Here is a 19,630-nt window from a genome sequence, read left to right as displayed (position 1 = left end):
CCACGACATCGAGAACGAGTGAGGGGAGCCGGGCCGTGCGCATCCGCACCGCTGCCGTCGTTCCCCCGTCCCGGTACGAGGTGATCCTCGTGTCTCGGGCCGTCCGGTGTCCGCAGCGCGGTCGGCACCGGAAGCCCGCGACGAGCATCTGACGAGCGACCGCTCCCGTCACCGTGCGGTGAGCCCCGTCCTCGCTCCGTCCTCCTCCCGGGAATCGCGCCGCCCTGCTCACACACAGCGAAAGGCCACGGGCCGTGCGCACCAACACCAACCCCCTCGCCACCGTACGCAACCTGGGCATCCTCGCCCACGTCGACGCCGGCAAGACCACCGTCACCGAGCGGATCCTCTACACCACCGGCACCACCTACAAGCGCGGCGAGGTCCACGACGGCACCACCGTCACCGACTTCGACCCGCAGGAGCGCGACCGCGGCATCACCATCTTCGCCGCGGCCGTCAGCTGCTCCTGGGACGGCCACCGGATCAACCTGATCGACACCCCGGGCCACGTCGACTTCGCCGACGAGGTCGAGCGCTCCCTGCGCGTGCTGGACGGGGCGGTCGCCGTGTTCGACGCCGTCGCGGGCGTGGAACCGCAGAGCGAGTCCGTGTGGCGGCAGGCCGACCGGCACGGGGTGCCGAGGATCGCGTTCGTCAACAAGATGGACCGCGCGGGCGCCGACCTGGACACCGCCGTCGCCTCGATCCGCGAGCGGCTGCACCCGGTCCCCCTGGTCGTGCAGCTGCCCATCGGCGCCGAGGACGAGTTCACCGGCGTGGTCGACCTGCTGCGCATGCGGGCCCTGGTGTGGACGGACGGTGCGGAGACGGCCGAGGAGGGGCCGGTGCCCGACGCCCTGCGCGAAGAGGCGGCCCGCAGGCGGCGCCTGCTGGAGGAAGCGGTGGCGGAACGGCACCCGGCCGCGCTGGAGGAGTTCTGCGACCGGGAGACGCTCACGGCGGACACCCTCGCCGGCGCACTGCGCGACCTGACCCGCGAAGGCGACGGCGTGGTGGTGCTGTGCGGCTCGGCCTACCGCAACCGCGGTGTCGAGCCGCTGCTGGACGCCGTGGTCGCCTACCTGCCGTCCCCGCTGGACGTGCCCCCCGTGCGCGGCACCCACGACGGCACGGAGCAGGAACGGACCGCCGACCCGGCGGCACCGATGGCGGCACTCGCGTTCAAGGTGAACGCCACCCCGACGGGACGGCTGACGTACGTGAGGGTGTACTCGGGCACGATCGAGAAGGGAGACACCGTGCGGGACGCGGGCACCGGCCGCGCCGAACGCGTCGGCCGCCTCCTGCGGGTACGGGCCGACCGCCACGACCCGCTGGAGCGCGCGGTGGCCGGGGACATCGTCGCGGTGATCGGGCTGAAGGCCGCCCGCGCCGGTTCGACCCTGTGCGCGCCGGGTTCCCCGCTCGTCCTGGAACCGCCGGGCGTCGCCGAACCGGTCGTGCACGTCGCGGTCGAGGCCCGCCGCGCCACCGACACCGACCGGCTGGCCTCGGCGCTGGCGCGGCTGACCGAGGAGGACCCCTCGCTGGCCGTGCGGTCCGACCCGGAGACCGGGCAGACCGTCCTGTCGGGCATGGGCGAACTTCACCTGGAGGTCGCGGTGGAGCGGGTGCGCCGCGAGCACGGTCTCGAGGTCACCGTCGGACGGCCGGGCGTGGCGTACCGCGAGACGGTCGGCGAGGGCGTGACCGGGTTCGTCCACCGGCACGTCAAGCAGGACGGCGGTGCCGGGCAGTTCGCGCACGTCGTCCTCGACGTCGAGCCCAGGGACGAGGGCGGGTTCGAGTTCCGTTCCACGGTGGTCGGCGGGCGCGTGCCGCAGGAGTTCGTGCGGGCCGTCGAGGCGGGCTGCCGGGAAGCCCTGGCCGAGGGGCCCCTCGGCGGTCACCCGGTGACCGGCCTCAGGGTCACGCTCACCGACGGCCAGACCCACGTGAAGGACTCCTCGGACACCGCCTTCCGCACCGCCGGCCGGTTCGGTCTCCGCGACGCCCTGCGCGCCTCGGCGATGGTCCTGCTGGAACCGGTCGTCGAGGTCACGGTCACTGTGCCCGAGGACGCGGTCGGCGGCGTACTGGGCGACCTCGCCGCCCGCCGCGGCCGGGTCACCGGCTCCGACACGCGGGGCGGCGCGGCGGTCGTCACGGCCACTGTGCCGCTGGCCGAACTGTTCGGCTACGCGACCCGGCTGCGCAGCCGCACCCAGGGCCGCGGCACCTTCACGGCCCGTCCGACCGGCTACGCACCGGCACCGGCAGCCGTGCCGGCGCGGTAGCGCACGGGTCGCCCACTCCCGCGATGCCACCGGTGAAATCGGGGGCTCTTGAGTGACGTCGGTCGCGCGGCTCGCGAGACCCCGGCCCGCAACCGCAGGTCACACCCGGCAGCGCTTCGCCCCGCCGAGCAAGAACTCGACGGGGCGAAGCGCCGTTCGCTGCCGCTCGCCCGTCACACTCCCGTCAGGAGCGACTCGAGCGCCGCCGACGTCGCGGGGTGACGGCTCGTCAGCACGGCACCCGGCGTGTGGGTGCCGCCTGCCGGAGCCGCCCACTCCTCGTCGCAGCCGAGCAGCTCCGCCACCGCGTCGCAGGCCGCCGGATGTACGACCAGCAGGCCGACCCCCGGCCGAGCCGCCCCGGCCCGGTCCCCGGGGCTCGCCCACCCCTCCGTGCAGCCCAGCAGGCCGGCCACCGCGTCGCAGGCCGCCGGATGGGCCGGGAGCAGTGCCGCGCCCCGGGGGCCCTCCTCCCCGGCGCCCGTCCGGCGTGCCGCCGGCGTGACCGGGGGCGTCCGCCACGGGGGCACCCAAGCGTCCAGCGCCTCCAGCCGGCCGGGGAAGATCCGCCCGGCCTCGCGGATCAGCAGCGGGGCGAGTTCCGCGGCACCGGACCGCAGGGTGGTGATCAGCAGCGGCAGCCACGGCAGCAGCACCCGGTCCGGCAGCCGCCCGAACGCGTTCGACACCGCCTCCACGACCACGTCCGCCAGCCCCGGAACGGGCTCCAGCGCGTGGACGAAGCCGCTGAGGTAGCGCGGATACGAGGGCACCACCAGCGGATTGTCCAGCAACTCGTCGCACCGGGCCCGCAGCTCGGCCCGCGACAGCGTGCCCAGTTGCACCTGCGCCGCCCACAACAGGGCCGTCTTGGACGGGTCCTCCGGATGCGACTGGGCGACCGCCAGCTCCAGCTGGGCGCGGTCGCACCCCAGCGACAGGGCGAGGCCCTCCATGCTGAACAGGAAGCCCAGCATCGCCGCGACCTGCCCGACCGCCGCCTCCTCGTCCCGGAAAGCCGTCGGCAGCAGTGTGCAGTAGTGCGCGTACCCGGTCTTGACGAACGACTCGATCCACGTCGGCAGCACCGGTTCGCTGGTCCGGTAGTAGGCCAGCAGCGTGCGCACCCGGCGCAGCACCTCCGGCGCGCCGTCGACGCTGCGTTCGGTGGCGAGCACCTTCAGCGCGTGGGTGCCGAGCTCGTCGGCGAGGCGGCGGCTGCCGAGATACAGGGTCGCGTCCTCGACGGCGGCCAGCACGGTCGCCGTCGTCGCCCGCGGCCCGTAGGCGTCACGCCGCAGCCGCTGCTCCAGGACCTGCTCGATGCTGACGCCCTCGTAGCCGAGTTCGATGAGCGCCCGCTGATGGGTGCCGAGCGCCAGGTCCCAGGACTCCTGGATCGACCGCTCGCCGAGCTTGCGCTCGCCCATGATGGGCCGCGCCGTGCCGTGCGGCATCAGGCGCCGCAGCATCCACAGCACGTCGGAACACGCCTCGAGCTCCGGCCGGGACGCCATGTCGAGCAGTGCCCGCTGCACCCCGCGCTGCTGGAGCTTCAGCCCGAGCGGCGCCAGCCGGTCGTGCACGTCACGGGCGAGCGGCGGCAGCGCCTCGTAGCCGACCTGGCCGACCCGGTCGCCACCCATCATGATCTCGACGAGCCGCCGCACGTCCCGGCGCCCGGGGACGATGTCCTTCTCGATGCAGGTGACCGCCGCGTCCTGGAAGTCGTACGGCGTCGGCTTGGCCCGGTCCCGCATGCCGGCGAGCAGGATCGACGTCTCGAAGACGGCGATGGCGTCGGCGGTGGAGGCGAGGTAGCCGGCCCGCCGGGCGGCCCGCACGATGTCCACGGACCAGCCGAGCAGCTCCGCCTCGTCCAGCGAGTCGATCACGGGCGGCCGCTGCAGGAACCCGGACAGCCGGTCCTCGGCGGCGGAGTCCGACACCGGGGCGGGCGAGGGCTGCGTGGGCCGGGCCGCCACCGCCTTCCTCGCGGTGCGCTTCTTCGCCCCCGCCTGCCCCGCCAGCCGGTACGCCTGCACGCGGGTGCGCTTGAGGCTCTTCGCCCACTCCGTCGCCGCGATCGACACCGAACCCGCGGCGAGGCCGAACTGCGCCTCGATCGCCGCGTGACTCGACGGGATCAGCCCGTACTGCCAGGTGGTACCGGTACGCGGTGAAATGGTGAACGTGTCGCTGCCGTCCACTCCGAACTCGGCCACCCGGCTGGCCGCGTGGAAGGCCCCGCACACGTACAGCGCGTCCGCCGGATCGGTCCCGGTCGCGCTCATGTGCTCACGCATCCGCGTCCACATGTACCGTTCGCGGTCCTCGTCCACGCGGACCCGGGCCCCGTCACCGGGGGCGAGCCGCCGGAAGAGGCTGCCGATGAGGAACATGACCTGGCGGTAGGTGTCGTGGTCGGCCGCGCTGTCGCCGAGCGGTACCTCGACGTACTGGTGCCACCACTCCGACCAGTGCCGCACCTTGCCGTGGCGCAGCAGGTGCTCCTCCAGCTCGGCGAAGCGCGGCCGCAGGTCGCCGATCTCGACGCCGACGGCCTCGCCGTGCAGGGCGGCCTCGGGTTCCTCGGGAGCCCGGGAGGTCTCGCCGTTCTCGGCCGCCTTCCCGCCCCTGCTGTCCCACTGGAAGACGTGGTCCGCCGACCGGTCGACGAGGACCAGCTCCACGCCCGGGGTGTCGAGGGCGTACGCGATCGCCTGGTACTCGGCGGACGCCTCGGTGATCGGCGCGACGACCGACAACGGTGCCCACTCCTGGGGGAAGCCGTCGACGTCACCGGCGAACGCCTGCACCGCCACCGGCAGCCGGCAGTTGCGCAGCTCGGTCAGCAGCGGCGCCATGTCCTCGCACAGCTCCAGATACACGACCTTGGGCTGCTTCTGACGCAGCCGGCGGGCCATGGCGGTCGCCGAGGCGGGGGAGTGGTGGCAGACGGGGAATATCTCCAGCGGCTCGCGCACCGCCCGGTCGACGTCGTCGACCAGTCCGAGGAGGATGCCCTCCAACGCGTCCGGACCGCCCGCGAAGGCGGCGGCGGCCTCCTGCAACTGCCCCCGCAGCGCGGCGAACGACGTGCTCTCCTGCGGGCCGCCTTCCTGGGGCGCCCTCTTCCGGGGCCCGCTCACGACAGCGTGGCGATCGCGTCGCGGCCGCCCTCCAGGAACTCGGGCCAGGAGCCGCCCTCCTCCTTGCTGCGCGGCTCGACGACGCCGTGCAGGTACTTGTTGAGGATGGCCAGGTCCTCGGGCTCGCGGCGGGTGAGGGAACCGACGAGCGACGAGGCGAGCGTACGGGCGGTCAGCGCGCGCTCGCCGAAGAAGTTGCTGTGCAGGACGGCGTCCTCCAGCACGCCGATCTGCTCGGCCGTCGACAGCGCGGACTCCAGCTTCTCGTCGTCGCTGCCGGCCGCGGCGGCGGAGGCGCGCAGGTCGGCGAAGCTCTGCAGGAGCACGTCCAGCAGGGTCGGCGGCACGTCCAGGTCGATGGAGTGCCGGCGCAGCAGCTCCTCCGTGCGGAAGCGGACGATCTCCGCCTCGCTCTTCTTGTTCGTCACGACCGGGATGCGTACGAAGTTGAAACGGCGCTTGAGCGCGGAGGAGAGGTCGTTGACACCCCGGTCGCGGCTGTTGGCCGTGGCGATGATCGAGAAGCCGGGCTTGGCGAAGACGATGTTGTCGTCACCGCCGCCGCTCTCCAGTTCGGGAACGGAGATGTACTTCTCGGAGAGGATCGAGATCAGGGCGTCCTGGACGTCGCTGGTCGACCGGGTCAGCTCCTCGAACCGTCCGATGGAACCGGCCTCCATCGCGGTCATGATCGGCGAGGGGATCATCGACTCGCGCGACTGCCCCTTGGCGATGACCATGGAGACGTTCCACGAGTACTTGATGTGGTCCTCGGTGGTGCCGGCCGTGCCCTGCACCACCAGCGTGGAGTTGCGGCAGATCGCTGCCGACAGCAGCTCGGCCAGCCAGCTCTTGCCGGTGCCGGGGTCGCCGATGAGCAGCAGCCCGCGGTCGGAGGCGAGGGTGACGATCGACCGCTCCACGAAACTGCGGTCACCGAACCACTTCTGCGAGACCTCCCGGTCCAGGCCGTCGGACCGCTCGGACCCGAGGATGAACAGCCGGACCATCTTCGGCGACAGACGCCACGAGAACGGCTTGGGGTTGTCGTCGATCGACTCCAGCCAGTCGAGCTCCTCGGCGTACTTGATCTCGGCGGGCGCGCGCAGCAGGTCGGACATGAGGGAAGAGCCTTTCCGTACGGGGATCACTACGAGACGAAGGAGATGTACTCGGTGATCAGGTGAGAAACGTCTTGAGCTCGTGCACGAGCTTCTTGATGTGGCCGGAGATCACCGGCGCGCCGAGGTCCTTGAACCGCTCCCGGAACCACGGGTTGACGCTGCCGCGTCCGGAGCTGGTCACCGACCCGACCGGGATGAACTTCGCGCCCGAGCGGTGGACCGCGGCCATGCTGTCGAACAGCTCCTGCTGCCGCCACTCGTAGAAGTCCGAGATCCACACCACCACGGTGTTGCGCGGCTCGGCGATCTTCGGCTGGGCGAGCGCCATGGCGACCGTTCCGTCGGTGCCGCCGCCGAGCTTCGTGCGCAGCAGCGTCTCGAACGGGTCGTGCGCCCAGGGAGTGAGGTCCAGCGCCTGCGTGTCGTACGCGATCAGATGGACGTCCACCTTCGGCAGCCCGGCGAAGATCGACGCCAGGATGGTGCAGTTGACCATCGAGTCGACCATCGACCCCGACTGGTCCACGACGACGATCAGCCGCTGGGGCGTCGTCTTGCGGCTGGTGTGCCGGTAGTAGAGCCGGTCGACGTAGAGCCGCTCCTCCTCCGGGCTCCAGTTGGTGAGGTTCTTCCAGATGGTGCGGTCGATGTCGAGGTTGCGGAAGACCCGCTTGGGCGGCACGGACCGGTCCAGCTCGCCGACCGTGGACTTCTCCACCTGGGTGCGCAGCACCTCGGTGACCTCGTCGACGTAACGCCGGATCAGCGCCTTGGCGTTGCTGAGGGCCACCCCGGACAGGTTGTCCTTGTCCCGCAGCAACTGCTCGATCAACGACATGCTCGGCGTCAGCCGCGCGGCCAGCGCGGGATCGGCCAGCACCTCACGCAGGTGCATGCGCTTGACGAGACCGGCCTCGATGGAGCCGAGCTCCGGACCGATCGCGGGGATCAGGCGGCTGAGGTCGGGCGCGGGCGCGCCGACGCCGGTGCCCGTCGGACTGACACCGGTACCGCCCGCGGCACCCGCCCGTCCCGCGCCGCCCCGTCCGCCCCGCAGCTCGCCGGGCCGGCAGCCGAGGGCCCGCTCCAGCCACTCGGCGTCGGACTGCCAGCGGGCCAGCTGCTCGGCGGTGACCGTGCCCGGGCTGGAGGCGAAGACGTTCAGCAGCACCTTCGACGCCAGCGCCGCGCGCCGCACCTCGGCGGCCCGGTCACGCCCGCCCTCCTCCTCCGGCTCGGGCGTCATCAACCCGTCGAACTCGGCCGCGAGCTCCGGATGCCGCTGCACGACGGAGCCTACGGACGCCCCCGGGTCGAGCAGGGCGGACGGCAGACCGATGTCCTCGACGACGGCGAGACTCGCCGACTCCAGGGCGGGCTGCTCCTCGTGGTCGAAGAGCCGGGCGAGCAGGCGCCAGTAGAGCACCTGCCGACGGTTGTCGTTCGGGTCGGGGACGCCGGCGGCGGCGTCCGCGCCCGCTCCGTGTTCGCCAGTCTGGTGGGTCATTTCCGCAGCAGCTTCCCCGCGCGTTCGCGCAGCACCTTGACGGCGTCGGTGGCGGCCTTCTCCGCCCGGACCCCCGCCTTGTCGGTCGTACCCCCGGCCCAGGCCCCGGCGTGCACGGCGACGGTCTTCTTCCGCACGGTCCGCTCGACGGCGAGCGGCTGGAGCAGGAACGCCCCGGCGTCCCAGCGCAGCAGCCCCAGGCAGGCCCCGGACGAGGCCACCATCTCCGGCGTCAGCGGCCCGGCGGCCGGCACCCGGCCGGCGTCGACCCCGATACGGCACCCGGCGACCTCGAACACGAGCCCGCCGTCCCCTTCGGCTTCCTCCACGCCGTACCCCTCCAGCAGGACGGGCACCGCGATCCGGGCCGGATGCCGGTCGAGCGGCGAGACGGCGGACGCGGCGGCGGCCGGCAGAGCTACCCGGGCGGTGACGAACGCGTCGGCGGGCTCACCCGCCCGGGCGTGGGCGTCGTCCCATACGAGGTCACCCTCGGCGGTGACCGGCATCGCGTCGAGCTCCATGGAGCGGCCTTCGCTCACGGCCCCCAGCAGGGACATGTGCGGCCGCAGCAACTGCCACAGACCGGCCCCGACGACCGTGTCGGGCTTGGGCGCGGACACCGAGGCCCGCACCAGCCGCGAGGCACCCCCGTCCGACGGCTCGAACACCGCGTGCACCTGCGCCTGAACGGCGGTGGCGTGCTCCTGGACGTCGACGCCGAGCGGCAGCAGACGCCCGCTCGCCTCGCCCACCGCGGGCGCGGAGCCCGCCCCGGGCAGCGTCAGCAACAGGGCCCGCGACCACAGATCCGCCCAGCGACGCACCGGCACCCGCTCCAGGGAGGCACCGGGACAGGACGCGGCCAGCTCGGCGGCGAACCCGTCGAGGAGCGTCGCGAGCCGACGCAGCGCCGGGTCGGGCAGCATCGCGGAGACCACGGACGCGGCACCGCCGACGAGGTCGTGATCGATGCCCTGCCAGCCGGCCCGCGCCAGATCACACAGCCAACTGCGCGCGGCGGCACACAGGTTGCCGGCGTGCTCCTCTCCGGTGACCGAGCCGCCACCCGCGTCAGCCGCGGCCCCCGACCGCCCGGTGGCTTCCCCCACCCGGGCGACGAGCGCGTCGTGCACGGACCCGAACAGCGCCGTACGAGCCGCGGCGAGCGCGACGAAGTGCCCCTCGTCACCGGCCCCGGCGGCCGTCTTGTCGGCGGCCTCGGCCACCCGCGACGCCAGCGGCGTCCCGGCCACGGCGTCCGCGAGTCCGGTCAGCCCCCCGGCCTGCCCGGGCTGCGGTCGCAGCAGCCCGCCCACGAGCGCGGCGTCGAAACCGTCCACCGCGGCAAGCGCCTCGTCGAGCCCGTCCACGTCGTCGAAAAGCAGGTCGGCACGCATCAGGCCGCCACCGCCCCGGCCGTCGGGAACCACTGCATTTCGGGCAACGGCCCGGTGCTCGCCGGAAGTTCGAGATAGGCGAGGTGTCGCAGGAACCGGCTGAACACCTGAGCGGCAGCCGAGCCGTCGTCCGCCCCGGGCCGCGTGGCCGTCATGGCGGACGTGAGGACGTGCGCGTCGGCGGCCCCTTCGGCGTCGACCTTCAGATACCGGCCCACACGCTCCGCCCCGTACTGCAGCACCGCCTCACCGACGAGCGCCCGGACATGGTTGCAGAACGAACCCCGCGCCCCGCCGCAGGGACGGTTGTTGTTGGTACTGCACGAGTACGCGTACGACCCCGCCGCGATCGACGACACGTACACGCGCCCGATGTCCGACCCACTGGACACCACACCCTGCAACCGCCCGTCCGCCAACTCGGCGAACGGCACCTTGGCGAGCTTCCGCGGCCGCGCGGACGGCACCACCCGAACCGTGCTCGACTTCTCCCAGACCGACAACGCACCATCTCCCATGCAGGCGAAGGGGGCGTCCACGCCACCTCGGCGGAACGAGATCGAATCTATCGGCGACCACTGACAACGAGGTCTCCGGCGGACGCCGGGAGGCCGGCCTCGTAGCCTGACGACCATGGCCGACCTCTACGAACTCCAGCTCACGCTCAACCTGCCCGACTCCCTCCCGAGCGAGGAAGTGGACCTGATCCGCTGGCACCTGGGCCAGGAGAACGGCCCGTACGACGGGGACGCGTACGACTACCCGCTCTGGAACGCCCGAGGGCCGGCGCACCGCATCGAAGGTGCCCTGGTGGGAGAGCTGTGCCCGAACGGGAGGGGCTGGTCACTGACCGTGCGACAGGAAGCGCACCCGGACGAGTTCGGCGACCTCCGAAGGATGGTGGAGTGGCTGGGTGCGCGCACGACGAGCCGGGGAGCGATCGGCTACCTGCGCTTCTACGAGTCCACTGTGCCCGACGTACTGATCGCCCAGGAGGAAGCGGCGCAGGGAGCGGTGAGCTGCGCCGTCCTACGGGGGGACAAGGTCGTCGGCACGTTCGCCGAGGCGATCGCCGGGCTCTGACGGAGAAGGCCGCGACCTTGACGGTGCGCCCGAAGGGGCCACTACTTGTGCAGTGAGCGTTGGACGGCTGTCCACGTCCGCTTCAGGAGTGAGCGGAGAGGATGGACGGCGAACGATCGCCCCACCCCAGGTCACCGGGCTCATCCATGCGCCCGTCACCTCGAGCCCATCCCCCCAGGCGGTGCAGATGAAGAAGAGACTGTGCGGCGCGGCTGCCGTCCTCGGCGTCCTCGTCACGGCGAGCGCTCTGCCGTCCCAGGCAATCGCCCCGGCCGCTCAGCCGACCCGGCACGCACTCCCCCTCGGCCCCGCCGACCTCACCGAGACCCGCACCACCACAACCCTCCAACCCGGCGTCACTCTCACCCGCATCGTGCGAGGCGGCGGGACCGCCGACTCCGCCCTGCACTGGACGGTCGAGGTCTCCATCCCCGGCGGCGAGACCTCACCGGACCCCGACGCGCCGCCGACCACCCTCAAGGACCGGGCGAGCGCCGACGAACTGACCGCCGAGCTGAGGGCAAAGGGCTTCCAGGCCCGCGCGGAGCAGGTCAGGACACCGCGCACGGCCGACTACGCGGGCGGCACCCTCGGCTGGCGGGTCCGCGTAGGCACATTCGACTCCCAGTCCGCCGCGAGCGCCGAACGAACACGCCTGAGATCGGCCGGTCACACGGGATCGGCCGTCTACACCGGCTGGGACGGCGACGCCGACGCCCGCGGCCCGTGGCACATCGACGTGCTCACCATCGACCCGCGCGAGTTCCGCGGCCGCCTCGACGCGTCGTACGGCCCCGACCTGGAGAACCGCGAGACGACCAGCGACCTGTCCACGACGGCCGGCGCCACCGCGGCGGTCAACGCCGGCTTCTTCGTCCTCGACCCCAAGGCGGGCGCCCCCGGCGACCCGGCGGGCGTGGGCGTCTACGACGGCCGTCTCCTGAGCGAACCGGTCGCCGGACGCCCCGGCCTCGTGCTCCAGGACAACGGCAGACGCACGCAGGTCACCCGCCTCACCTGGCGAGGCAGCGTCAGCGCAGGAACCGCCTCCCTCCCCCTGAACGGCATCAACCGAGTACCCGGCCTGATCAGGAACTGCGGCGGCACCACCGGTGACGTCCCGACCTCCCTGCCCCTCCACGACGTGACCTGCACCAACCCCGACGAACTGGTCACCTTCACCCCCGAGTACGGCGACACCACACCACCCGGCGACGGAGCGGAAGCCGTACTGGACGCCCACGACCGGGTGGTCGAACTGCGCTCACCCCGAGGCGGCACCCTCCCGCCCGGCGGCAGCTCCGTCCAGGCGACCGGCCGACGCGTCGCGGACCTGACCTCCCTCGCACACGTCGGCGACCGTCTCCGCATCACCACGACCCTCCTGGACGAACGAGGCCACCGCGTCCAGCCAACACCCAAGACGCACATCCTGAACGCGGGCCCGGAACTGGTCCGCGACGGACGCCTGCACGTCACCCCCGCCACCGACGGCATGGTCCACCCGGACGACCCGAGCTGGTACTACGGCTGGGTCCACAAGCGCAACCCGCGCACCCTGGCCGGCGTGGACACAGCAGGCCGGACCGTCCTCGTCACGGCCGACGGCCGCAGCACCGAGTCCCTCGGCCTGAGCATCGGCGAGAGCGCCGAGGTCGCCAAGTCCCTGGGCCTGCGCGACGCCGTCAACTTCGACGGCGGCGGCTCCACGACGATGGTGACCGACGGCGCCCTGCTCAACGACCCGTCCGACGCCGCCGGCGAACGCCCGGTCGGCGACGCGCTGCTGATCCTGCCCCGCAGGCAGGGCCACTGACGCCGACCGAGCCCGCCCCGCACGCGAGAACCGCACCGCAGCGAAGCACCACCACCCACCCCAGGGAGCCGCCGTGTTCGCGAACGTGCCCACCGCCCTGACCCTACGAACAGCCCTACGAACCCGAGTCCTGCTCATCCTGTCCGTACTGCTCGCCACCCTGAGCCCCACCGCCCCGGCCCTGGCGGCAGCCCACTCCTCCGGCTCCCACGGCGCGGAGGTCGTGGCCGTCACCCGGGTCGCGGACCGCCAGGTCGACCTCTCGGTCCGCTCGACGGCCCTCGGCGGCCGTACGGTCAAGGTCCGCCTGCTGACCCCCGACGGCTGGAACCCCCACGACCGACGCCGACAGCACTGGCCGACCCTGTGGCTCCTGCACGGCTGCTGCGGCGACTACACGTCGTGGACCGCGATGACGGACGTCGCGGAGACCGATGCCCTCCGCGACGTCCTCGTCGTCATGCCGGAGGCGGGCTGGAACGGCTGGTACAGCGACTGGTGGAACCACGGCCGGGGCGGCGGCCCCGCCTGGGAGACCTTCCACACCAAGGAGCTGCGCCACCTCCTGGAACGCGACTGGGGCGCCGGCCGCGACCGCGTCGTCGCCGGCCTCTCGATGGGCGGCCAGGGCGCCCTCCTGTACGCCGCCCGCCACCCGGGCATGTTCAAGGCGACGGCCTCCTACTCCGGCTCGGCCCACCCCCTCCTCGACGAGGAGTCGGTCAACCGCATCCTGGGCCTCTTCGCCGGCCGGGACAACGACCCGTTGAGGGTCTGGGGAGACCCGGTCGCGCAACGCCGGATCTGGGAGGCACACGACCCCGTCCACCTCGCGAAACGGCTCCGCCACATCCCGGTGTACCTCTCCTGCGGGGACGGGACGACGGGACCGCTGGACGCGCCGGGTGCCACCAGTGCCCTCGAGGCCGACTTCAATCGGCAGAACCATGCGCTCGCCGGTGAGCTGCGGCGGGTGGGGGCGCGGCATCTGACGACCAACTTCTACGGGCCGGGGACCCACGGGTGGGCGTATTGGGAGCGGGAGCTGCGTGCTTCGTTGCCGGTGTTGCTGGGGGCGCTGGTGGGCGACGGATGATGGGGGCCGGTGAGCGTCTGCCGTGCGACTGCACAGTGGACGATCACGACACAGCTCGGCTAAAGGATGTCCTGTCAGAAGGTTGGCCACCAGGTGCCGTGTGGCTGTTGGGTCCAGGTGGTCCGACGGAGCGGCGGCCACGTCCGCCAGGGCTGTTTCGGCGATTGTGGACCCTGGGTGTGCTGGACGCGTAGCCGTTCCAAGAGGAGCCGTGGGTACCGACACGGCGGGCAGGCGTCGCCGGGCACCGGTCACACCACTGACGGGCGCGATCCGTTCAGCGTCCGGGGCGAACTGAACCGGGCTGGCTGCCCAGCCGGCTCGGCGGCCACCAGCGAACTCTGTCAGGGGCACCAGGTAATGTCACACACATCGTCAAAGCGGCCCGACGGGCTTCCGCTCCGCCTCGGTGGAGTCTCGAAGGACATGCCCCCACCCGCACGAGTCATTTCGTGCTGCCTGGGGGAAGTTCTTGCTGTTCCGCGAGTCCGCCAAGTCGATCGCCGCGAGGACGCTCGACAGTTCTCTGTATCTCCACCTCACCGAGCAGTTCGTCCACATGCATGGATACCGACCCGGAGCCGCAGAGGCGCGATCCTGGGAACGGAGCATCCCCGCGCTGACGGCGGCCCTGATCGACGCGGGTCTCGGCGACGTCGAGGTGTTGATCGAGTACGCGCTCCCGCTGAACAGCAAGCGGGCCGATGCCGTGCTCGCGGGCGTGCACCCCGACACGGGTGAACCGTCGTACGTCGTGGTGGAACTGAAGCAGTGGAGTCAGGCACTCCCCAACGAGGACGACCCCACCCTGTGCCACGTGGATGCCTATTCCCACCCCGTCCTCAACCCCATTGAGCAAGTACGCCGGTACTGCGAGTACCTGGTCAACTTCAACGGAGCCGTTGCGGAGCACGGCCACAGGGTCAGCGGGGTGGCGTTCCTGCACAATGCCACCGAGTTCGGGGTGACCGGCCTGCGGGAGATCGAGCGCGACGGCCGCGGTCTGCTCTTCACCGGGGAACGCCGAGGTGCCTTCCTCGACCACCTCCGCGCGAAACTGAGCGACAAGCATTCGGGCGCACGCGCGGCGGACGAACTGTGCGACGGCGTCAAGGTGCCCTCGAAGCAGCTGATGTCGGTGGCTGCTGAAGAGGTGCGAGAGCGCACGCAGTTCGTGCTCCTCGACGAGCAGCAGGTCGCTTACCGCATGGTGCTCAATGCCGTGCAAAAGGCGAAGAACGCAGACCGCAAGGAAGTCGTCGTCGTCACGGGCGGTCCGGGAACGGGCAAGAGCGTCGTCGCCCTCCAGTTGCTCGGCGAGTTGTACCGCCGCGGTGTACCCGCGCTGCACGCCACCGGGTCCCAATCCTTCACCAAGACGATGAGGAAGATCGCCGGGGCCCGCAAGCGAGAGGTCCAGGACCTCTTCAAGTACTTCAACAGCTTCATGACGGCAGAGAAGAACAGTTTGGGTGCTCTGATCTGCGACGAGGCCCACCGTATCCGCGAGACTTCGGCCAACCGGTACACCCGAGCCGCGCTCCGAACCGGCAGGGCACAGATCGACGAACTGATCGATGTCGCCTATGTTCCCGTCTTCTTCCTGGACGAGCATCAGGTTGTGCGTCCTGGTGAGATGGGCACCGTGGCGGACATCAAGAAAGCTGCGGCAAGGCGGGACATCCCTTGCCGCGTCGTCCCTCTGGACAGCCAGTTCCGCTGCGGCGGCAGCGACGCCTACCTGCGCTGGGTGGTCCGACTACTGGGCCTCGAACCCGGTGGGCCCGTGACCTGGGAACCCGACGGCCGTATGCAGTTGCTGGTCGCCGGCAGCCCGCAGCAGATGGAGGCGTTCCTCGAGGCGCGCCGCGTCCAGGGCTACGGCGCTCGTATGTCCGCCGGTTACTGCTGGCGGTGGTCGCCGGAACCCAAGCCCGGAAGTCCTCTTCCGCCCGACGTCGTCATCGGCGACTGGGCCCGCCCCTGGAACCTGCGCGGTGACCGCTCCGTCTCCGGTGCCCCACCGGCAGCCCTGTGGGCCACCGACCCGGCAGGTTTCGGACAGGTCGGCTGTGTCTACACCGCCCAAGGCTTCGAATACGACTGGTCCGGCGTCATCATCGGTCCCGATCTGCTGTGGCGAGGCGACCGCTGGATCACTGACCGTACGGCGTCGGAGGACCCGGTCTTCAAGAAGTCGACTACCGACGAAGACGTCGACCGCCTGATCCGCAACACCTACAAGGTGTTGCTGACGCGGGGGATGGTCGGCACGGTCGTCTTCTCGACGGACCCCGAGACCAGGGAGAAATTGCGTCAGCTGGCGGGAGGTTCGACTCGGGTACCCGCTTCGGTCTGACCGTTTCCGCCCGCTAAGATCCCCGACACCGGTTGCGGCCCGACGGGCTTCCTGCATGGACACGCCCCCACCCGCACGAGTCACTCGTGCTCTGGGGGATCGTCCTCGTGTCCATGCTCCTGCTGCGATTGGCAGCACAGGATTTGCTTGCCCTGAATGAACGGCGTCGCCTGGTACCCCACCTGGCTGCCCGTTGGGTGCACTTTCAACGGGGCGAATCCTCTGACGGCGAGCGCTCGGCATGGGCTGAAAGTCTTGTCTCGCTCGCCCAAGACCTGGTTGCCGCCGAGCGCGGCAATGTCGAGATGATCGTTGAGTGTTCTCCGACGGTGGACGCGTCCGAAGGGGCGAACGGGCTGGGCCAGATTGATGTGGTCCTCGTAGGCCGACATCCCGTGAAAGGGGACCTCTCCGTACAACTTGTCGAGCTGAAGCAATGGTCGTCGGTGACGAGGGTGGAGGCCGCGACAGCTGACCTCGTGTACGTGCCGGGGATCGAAGATCCCGTTGCTCACCCTGCTCTTCAGCTCGGTGAGTACCACGCACTGTTCACCGGTCCCACCGGACCACTCAACGGGCTCCAGTTCGAATGCGGTGGCTTCGCGTATCTCCACAACGCCACGGACGACTCGGTCCGGCCACTGCTCGGGGTCGATGCCCCTACGGGACCGTACGCCCGTACGTACACCAAGGACACCCGGGGCAGACTCCTCAAGGATTTGCAAGCTCACTTCGCCGCCGGCGACGACTACTCCTCCGCCGAATACATCCTGCACCGGATGAACCTCCGGAACACCCCGCTCCTCGACGCCATGGTCAGATCGAACGGGGAGGACACCGTCTTCACCCTGAGGGACAGGCAGAAGGAGGTGGCCGACGACGTGCTCGAGGCGTCGGAGCTGATTCTGGACAGTCCGGACCGTGAGGCACTCGTCCCCCGGCCACAGCGCGCGGTCTTCCTGATCACCGGGGGCGCGGGCACTGGGAAGAGCGCGATCGGGCTTCAGTTGCGAGCCGACCTCGAAGGCGCCGGGCGAACGGTGAAATACGCGAGCGGATCGCGAGCCTTCAACGGCACTCGCCGACGCCAGGACGCCTGAACCGGCCGGCGCCAAGACGGCCGAACCCACTCCCGGCGGGAAACGGACAGCCCCCAGGCCGGACAGGGAGACTCTGGAGCCGCTCGCCGCCCGCGCGTCCTGCTGCAAGACACCGCACGCGCCGGAACAACGGTGACCTGGGGGGATCTGCGCCGACGGATGGGCGGCGAGCTGCCCTACCTGCATCCGGACGACCAGGGCGAGATTCTTTTCCTGGCCGACCGGGAGACCCCGGCGGGTGAGCCTATGCTGTCCGCGTTGGTAGCCGGTGCCGACCTGTCGCCGCACGCCCTGCACCGCCACGTCCGTTACAGCCTCGGCCGGGAGCGTATACGGGAGAAGTCCCTCGAGACGCACTGGCGGATGGAGGTCTCCCAGCTCTACAGGCTATGGCGGCACCGCTGATCGTCCGCTACCCGGCCCGGCGCTCAGGCGGAGGCGCCGGGATGTGCCTCGTCGTCAGGGCCGGCACGCAGACGAGTCCTGCACGGAAGCCCCTGAACAGCGCCGTCCCCCTTAATGCGTACGATGTGCAAGTGCGCACCACCGACTACACCATCAGGACAGCGACCGCCGCCGACCTGGACGGAGCCCGAGCCGTCATGCTCGACACCGTCTACCGCGACTTCGGTACCGGCTACGTCCCCCGCTGGCACGGCGACATCATCGACCTGGCCGGGGCCTACGTGACCCCCGAGCGGCACACCCTCCTCGTCGCCGTCGATGAGGAGGGCGAGGCCGTCGCCACCGCTGCCCTGGACTCCCGCGGCCCCGCGCACCCCCCGAACCCGCTGCACGTCGCCGAGAAGTACCCCTCCGGCGTCACCGCGCAGCTGCGTCGCGTGTACGTCCGGCCCGAGCACCGTCGGCGCGGACTCGCGCGGCGGCTCGTGGACGAGCTGCTCGCCTTCGCCGCCGCCGATGGCGGGTACCGGGCCGTGTACCTGCACACCGATCCCGCCGTCACCGGCGCCGAGCCGTTCTGGCGTTCGCTCGCCAAGGTCGTGCACGACGAGCGGGAGGACGCGGGAGGCGGCCAGGGGATCGTCCACTTCGACGTGCCCATGGGTTGAGTTCCCGAGTTTTCCTGCGCTGATTTCGTTGTGAAAATCGTTCTCATGTAATCTCCGGTTCGCTGCCTCAAGCCCGGCCTCCCTGCCCCACGCCCCCCGACCGATCCGAGGACCATGCGCTCCCACCGCCGCTCCCGGCTGCTCGCCCCCCTCATGCTCGCCCCGCTGATAGCCGGCTGCTTCGCCTCCGGAGGCGGTGACGACTCCGGGGACGGTGGCGGCGACGGAGGGTCCCGTCTCCGTGTCGCCCTCGCCTTCCCGCCCGCCGAGAACCTCTCCCCGTACGGCGCCGACGCCACCCTCCTCAGCCGTCTCGGTGTCACCGAAGGCCTCACCGCCCTCGACGCCAACGGCTCCGCCGCCCCCGCACTCGCCGAGTCCTGGCGCAGGGACGGGGAGAAGACCTGGGAGTTCACCCTCCGCGACGCCACCTTCCAGGACGGCGGCGACGTCACCCCGGCCGCAGTCGCCGACTCCCTCACCCACGCCACCGACGCGAAGCCCGCGCCCGCCGCCCTCGCCGGTGTCACCCTCAGTGCCAGGGCGCAGGGGGAGAGGGTCGTCCGGATCACCACCGCCGAGCCCGACCCCGTACTGCCGCTGCGGCTGTCCAGCCCGAGCCTCGCCATCCTCTCCGCGAAGGCCTACGAGAAGGGGAACGGCCGTGTCGACCCCGTCGGCCACGCCACCGGCCCCTTCGAGCTGACCAAGGTCAACGGCGCCACCTCCGCCTCCCTCGACCGGTTCGACGACTACTGGGGAGGGCGCGCCCAGGCCTCCGGCATCGACGCCCGCTTCATCGCCGACGGCACCGCACGCGCCAACGCCCTGCGGACCGGGGAGCTCGACATCGCCGAGGCCGTTCCGGTGGCCCAGGCGGCGACGCTCGACGAGGAGACGCGGCGCGACACCGCCACCACCCGGACCACCAGCCTGCTCCTCAACGCCTCCTCCGGGACGTTCAAGGACGCCGGGCAGCGGGCCGCCGCGCGTGCCGCCATCGACACCTCCGTGTTCGCCAAGGACGTGTACGAGGGGTACGCCGACCCCAGTGCGGGGATCTACGGGCCCGCCGTGACCTGGGCCGAGGGGAAGCGGACCGAGCCCGTCGGGCGGGCGGAGGCGAAGAAGCCCGGCGGTGAGACCGTCAACCTCGCCACCTACGACAACCGGCCCGAGCTGCCCGAGGTCGCCCAGGTGGTGAAGCAGCAGCTGGAGAAGGCCGGGTTCAAGGTGAAGCTCACCGTGCGGGAGTACTCGCGGCTGGAGCAGGACGCCCTCGACGGCATGTTCGACGCCTTCGTGCTCGCCCGCAACACCCTCCTCGACACCGGTGACCCCGTCGCCGTGCTCGCCAGCGACTACACCTGCGACGGCGGGTTCAACATCGCCCAGCTCTGCGACAAGGGCGTGGACCGCGCCGTCGCCGACGCCGAGAAGATCGCCGACACCGCGAAGCGGCAGGACGCCGCCATGGCCGCCGAGGCCCGCGTCCTCGGCAGCGACGCCGTCGTGCCGCTCGTGCACCAGCGGATCATCACCGGGGTCGCCGACTCCGTACAGGGCGTGATCCTCGACCCGTACGAGCGCACCCTCGTCGGCACCGGCACCCGGCGCTGA

At 71.4% G+C, this 19,630-nt stretch carries 14 protein-coding genes; 9 read left to right on the top strand and 5 right to left on the bottom strand.

What is annotated here, in order from left to right; all coding sequences use genetic code 11:
- Positions 1 to 254 precede the first annotated feature (254 nt).
- A complete protein-coding gene (fusA, locus tag ACFW47_RS15440) occupies positions 255 to 2,300 on the top strand; it encodes an elongation factor G (RefSeq protein WP_386306028.1) in 2,046 nt (681 codons plus the stop codon).
- A 173-nt stretch (positions 2,301 to 2,473) separates the two neighbouring features.
- Here the strand turns inward: fusA and ACFW47_RS15435 are convergent, their stop codons facing one another.
- Genes ACFW47_RS15435 through ACFW47_RS15415 form a run of 5 tightly spaced genes read right to left on the bottom strand, consistent with a single transcriptional unit; the run spans position 2,474 to position 10,001 of the window.
- Positions 2,474 to 5,452 carry a hypothetical protein gene (locus ACFW47_RS15435; protein WP_386306027.1) on the bottom strand — a complete coding sequence of 993 codons (2,979 nt, stop codon included), beginning with the start codon at positions 5,450 to 5,452 and terminating at the stop codon, positions 2,474 to 2,476.
- Positions 5,449 to 6,573, bottom strand: a complete 1,125-nt coding sequence (locus ACFW47_RS15430; RefSeq protein WP_019330725.1) for an AAA family ATPase — start codon at positions 6,571 to 6,573, stop codon at positions 5,449 to 5,451. The genes ACFW47_RS15435 and ACFW47_RS15430 overlap by 4 nt, the downstream gene beginning before the upstream one ends.
- Positions 6,574 to 6,631: 58 nt before the next feature.
- Positions 6,632 to 8,083: a VWA domain-containing protein gene (locus ACFW47_RS15425; protein WP_386278385.1), complete on the bottom strand. Its 1,452-nt coding sequence runs from the start codon at positions 8,081 to 8,083 to the stop codon at positions 6,632 to 6,634.
- The gene (locus ACFW47_RS15420; protein ID WP_386306026.1) at positions 8,080 to 9,483 is read right to left on the bottom strand and encodes a hypothetical protein; all 1,404 of its coding nucleotides are present in this window, start codon (positions 9,481 to 9,483) and stop codon (positions 8,080 to 8,082) included. Before ACFW47_RS15420 ends, ACFW47_RS15425 begins: the two co-directional genes overlap by 4 nt.
- On the bottom strand, positions 9,483 to 10,001 hold the full coding sequence (locus ACFW47_RS15415; RefSeq protein ID WP_386278619.1) for a hypothetical protein: 519 nt from the start codon (positions 9,999 to 10,001) through the stop codon (positions 9,483 to 9,485). Before ACFW47_RS15415 ends, ACFW47_RS15420 begins: the two co-directional genes overlap by 1 nt.
- 115 nt (positions 10,002 to 10,116) lie before the next feature.
- Between ACFW47_RS15415 and ACFW47_RS15410 the strand changes: the two genes are divergently transcribed.
- The 8 genes from ACFW47_RS15410 to ACFW47_RS15375 all read left to right on the top strand — a co-directional run bounded on the left by ACFW47_RS15410 (position 10,117) and on the right by ACFW47_RS15375 (position 19,630).
- The gene (locus ACFW47_RS15410) at positions 10,117 to 10,566 is read left to right on the top strand and encodes a hypothetical protein (RefSeq protein ID WP_386278381.1); all 450 of its coding nucleotides are present in this window, start codon (positions 10,117 to 10,119) and stop codon (positions 10,564 to 10,566) included.
- Between the two features lie 187 nt (positions 10,567 to 10,753).
- Complete coding sequence (locus ACFW47_RS15405; protein ID WP_386306025.1) at positions 10,754 to 12,382, top strand: phosphodiester glycosidase family protein; 1,629 nt, start codon at positions 10,754 to 10,756, stop codon at positions 12,380 to 12,382.
- Between the two features lie 73 nt (positions 12,383 to 12,455).
- Positions 12,456 to 13,478, top strand: a complete 1,023-nt coding sequence (locus ACFW47_RS15400; protein WP_386306024.1) for an alpha/beta hydrolase — start codon at positions 12,456 to 12,458, stop codon at positions 13,476 to 13,478.
- A 472-nt stretch (positions 13,479 to 13,950) separates the two neighbouring features.
- Positions 13,951 to 15,837 (top strand): DNA/RNA helicase domain-containing protein, encoded by a 1,887-nt coding sequence (locus tag ACFW47_RS15395; protein WP_386306023.1) that lies wholly within the window; start codon positions 13,951 to 13,953, stop codon positions 15,835 to 15,837.
- Between the two features lie 113 nt (positions 15,838 to 15,950).
- Positions 15,951 to 16,937, top strand: a complete 987-nt coding sequence (locus ACFW47_RS15390) for a DNA/RNA helicase domain-containing protein (RefSeq protein ID WP_386306112.1) — start codon at positions 15,951 to 15,953, stop codon at positions 16,935 to 16,937.
- Positions 16,938 to 17,069: 132 nt separating this feature from the next.
- Positions 17,070 to 17,342, top strand: a complete 273-nt coding sequence (locus ACFW47_RS15385; protein WP_386306022.1) for a hypothetical protein — start codon at positions 17,070 to 17,072, stop codon at positions 17,340 to 17,342.
- 131 nt (positions 17,343 to 17,473) lie between these two features.
- A complete protein-coding gene (locus ACFW47_RS15380) occupies positions 17,474 to 18,010 on the top strand; it encodes a GNAT family N-acetyltransferase (protein ID WP_386306021.1) in 537 nt (178 codons plus the stop codon).
- Positions 18,011 to 18,124: 114 nt separating this feature from the next.
- Positions 18,125 to 19,630: an ABC transporter substrate-binding protein gene (locus ACFW47_RS15375; RefSeq protein ID WP_386306020.1), complete on the top strand. Its 1,506-nt coding sequence runs from the start codon at positions 18,125 to 18,127 to the stop codon at positions 19,628 to 19,630.

Source organism: Streptomyces sp. NPDC058796 (assembly GCF_042745235.1).
Taxonomy (GTDB): domain Bacteria; phylum Actinomycetota; class Actinomycetes; order Streptomycetales; family Streptomycetaceae; genus Streptomyces.
This window is presented reverse-complemented; position numbering and strand designations above follow the sequence as displayed.

What these genes read in the sequence shown, in the direction of transcription:
- ACFW47_RS15405 (WP_386306025.1), top strand. Translation starts at nt 10,754, where the DNA reads ATGAAGAAGAGACTGTGCGGCGCGGCTGCCGTCCTCGGCGTCCTCGTC.
- ACFW47_RS15375 (WP_386306020.1), top strand. Translation starts at nt 18,125, where the DNA reads ATGCGCTCCCACCGCCGCTCCCGGCTGCTCGCCCCCCTCATGCTCGCC.
- ACFW47_RS15410 (WP_386278381.1), top strand. Translation starts at nt 10,117, where the DNA reads ATGGCCGACCTCTACGAACTCCAGCTCACGCTCAACCTGCCCGACTCC.
- ACFW47_RS15390 (WP_386306112.1), top strand. Translation starts at nt 15,951, where the DNA reads ATGCTCCTGCTGCGATTGGCAGCACAGGATTTGCTTGCCCTGAATGAA.
- ACFW47_RS15430 (WP_019330725.1), bottom strand. Translation starts at nt 6,573, where the DNA reads ATGTCCGACCTGCTGCGCGCGCCCGCCGAGATCAAGTACGCCGAGGAG.
- ACFW47_RS15420 (WP_386306026.1), bottom strand. Translation starts at nt 9,483, where the DNA reads ATGCGTGCCGACCTGCTTTTCGACGACGTGGACGGGCTCGACGAGGCG.
- ACFW47_RS15425 (WP_386278385.1), bottom strand. Translation starts at nt 8,083, where the DNA reads ATGACCCACCAGACTGGCGAACACGGAGCGGGCGCGGACGCCGCCGCC.
- ACFW47_RS15415 (WP_386278619.1), bottom strand. Translation starts at nt 10,001, where the DNA reads ATGGGAGATGGTGCGTTGTCGGTCTGGGAGAAGTCGAGCACGGTTCGG.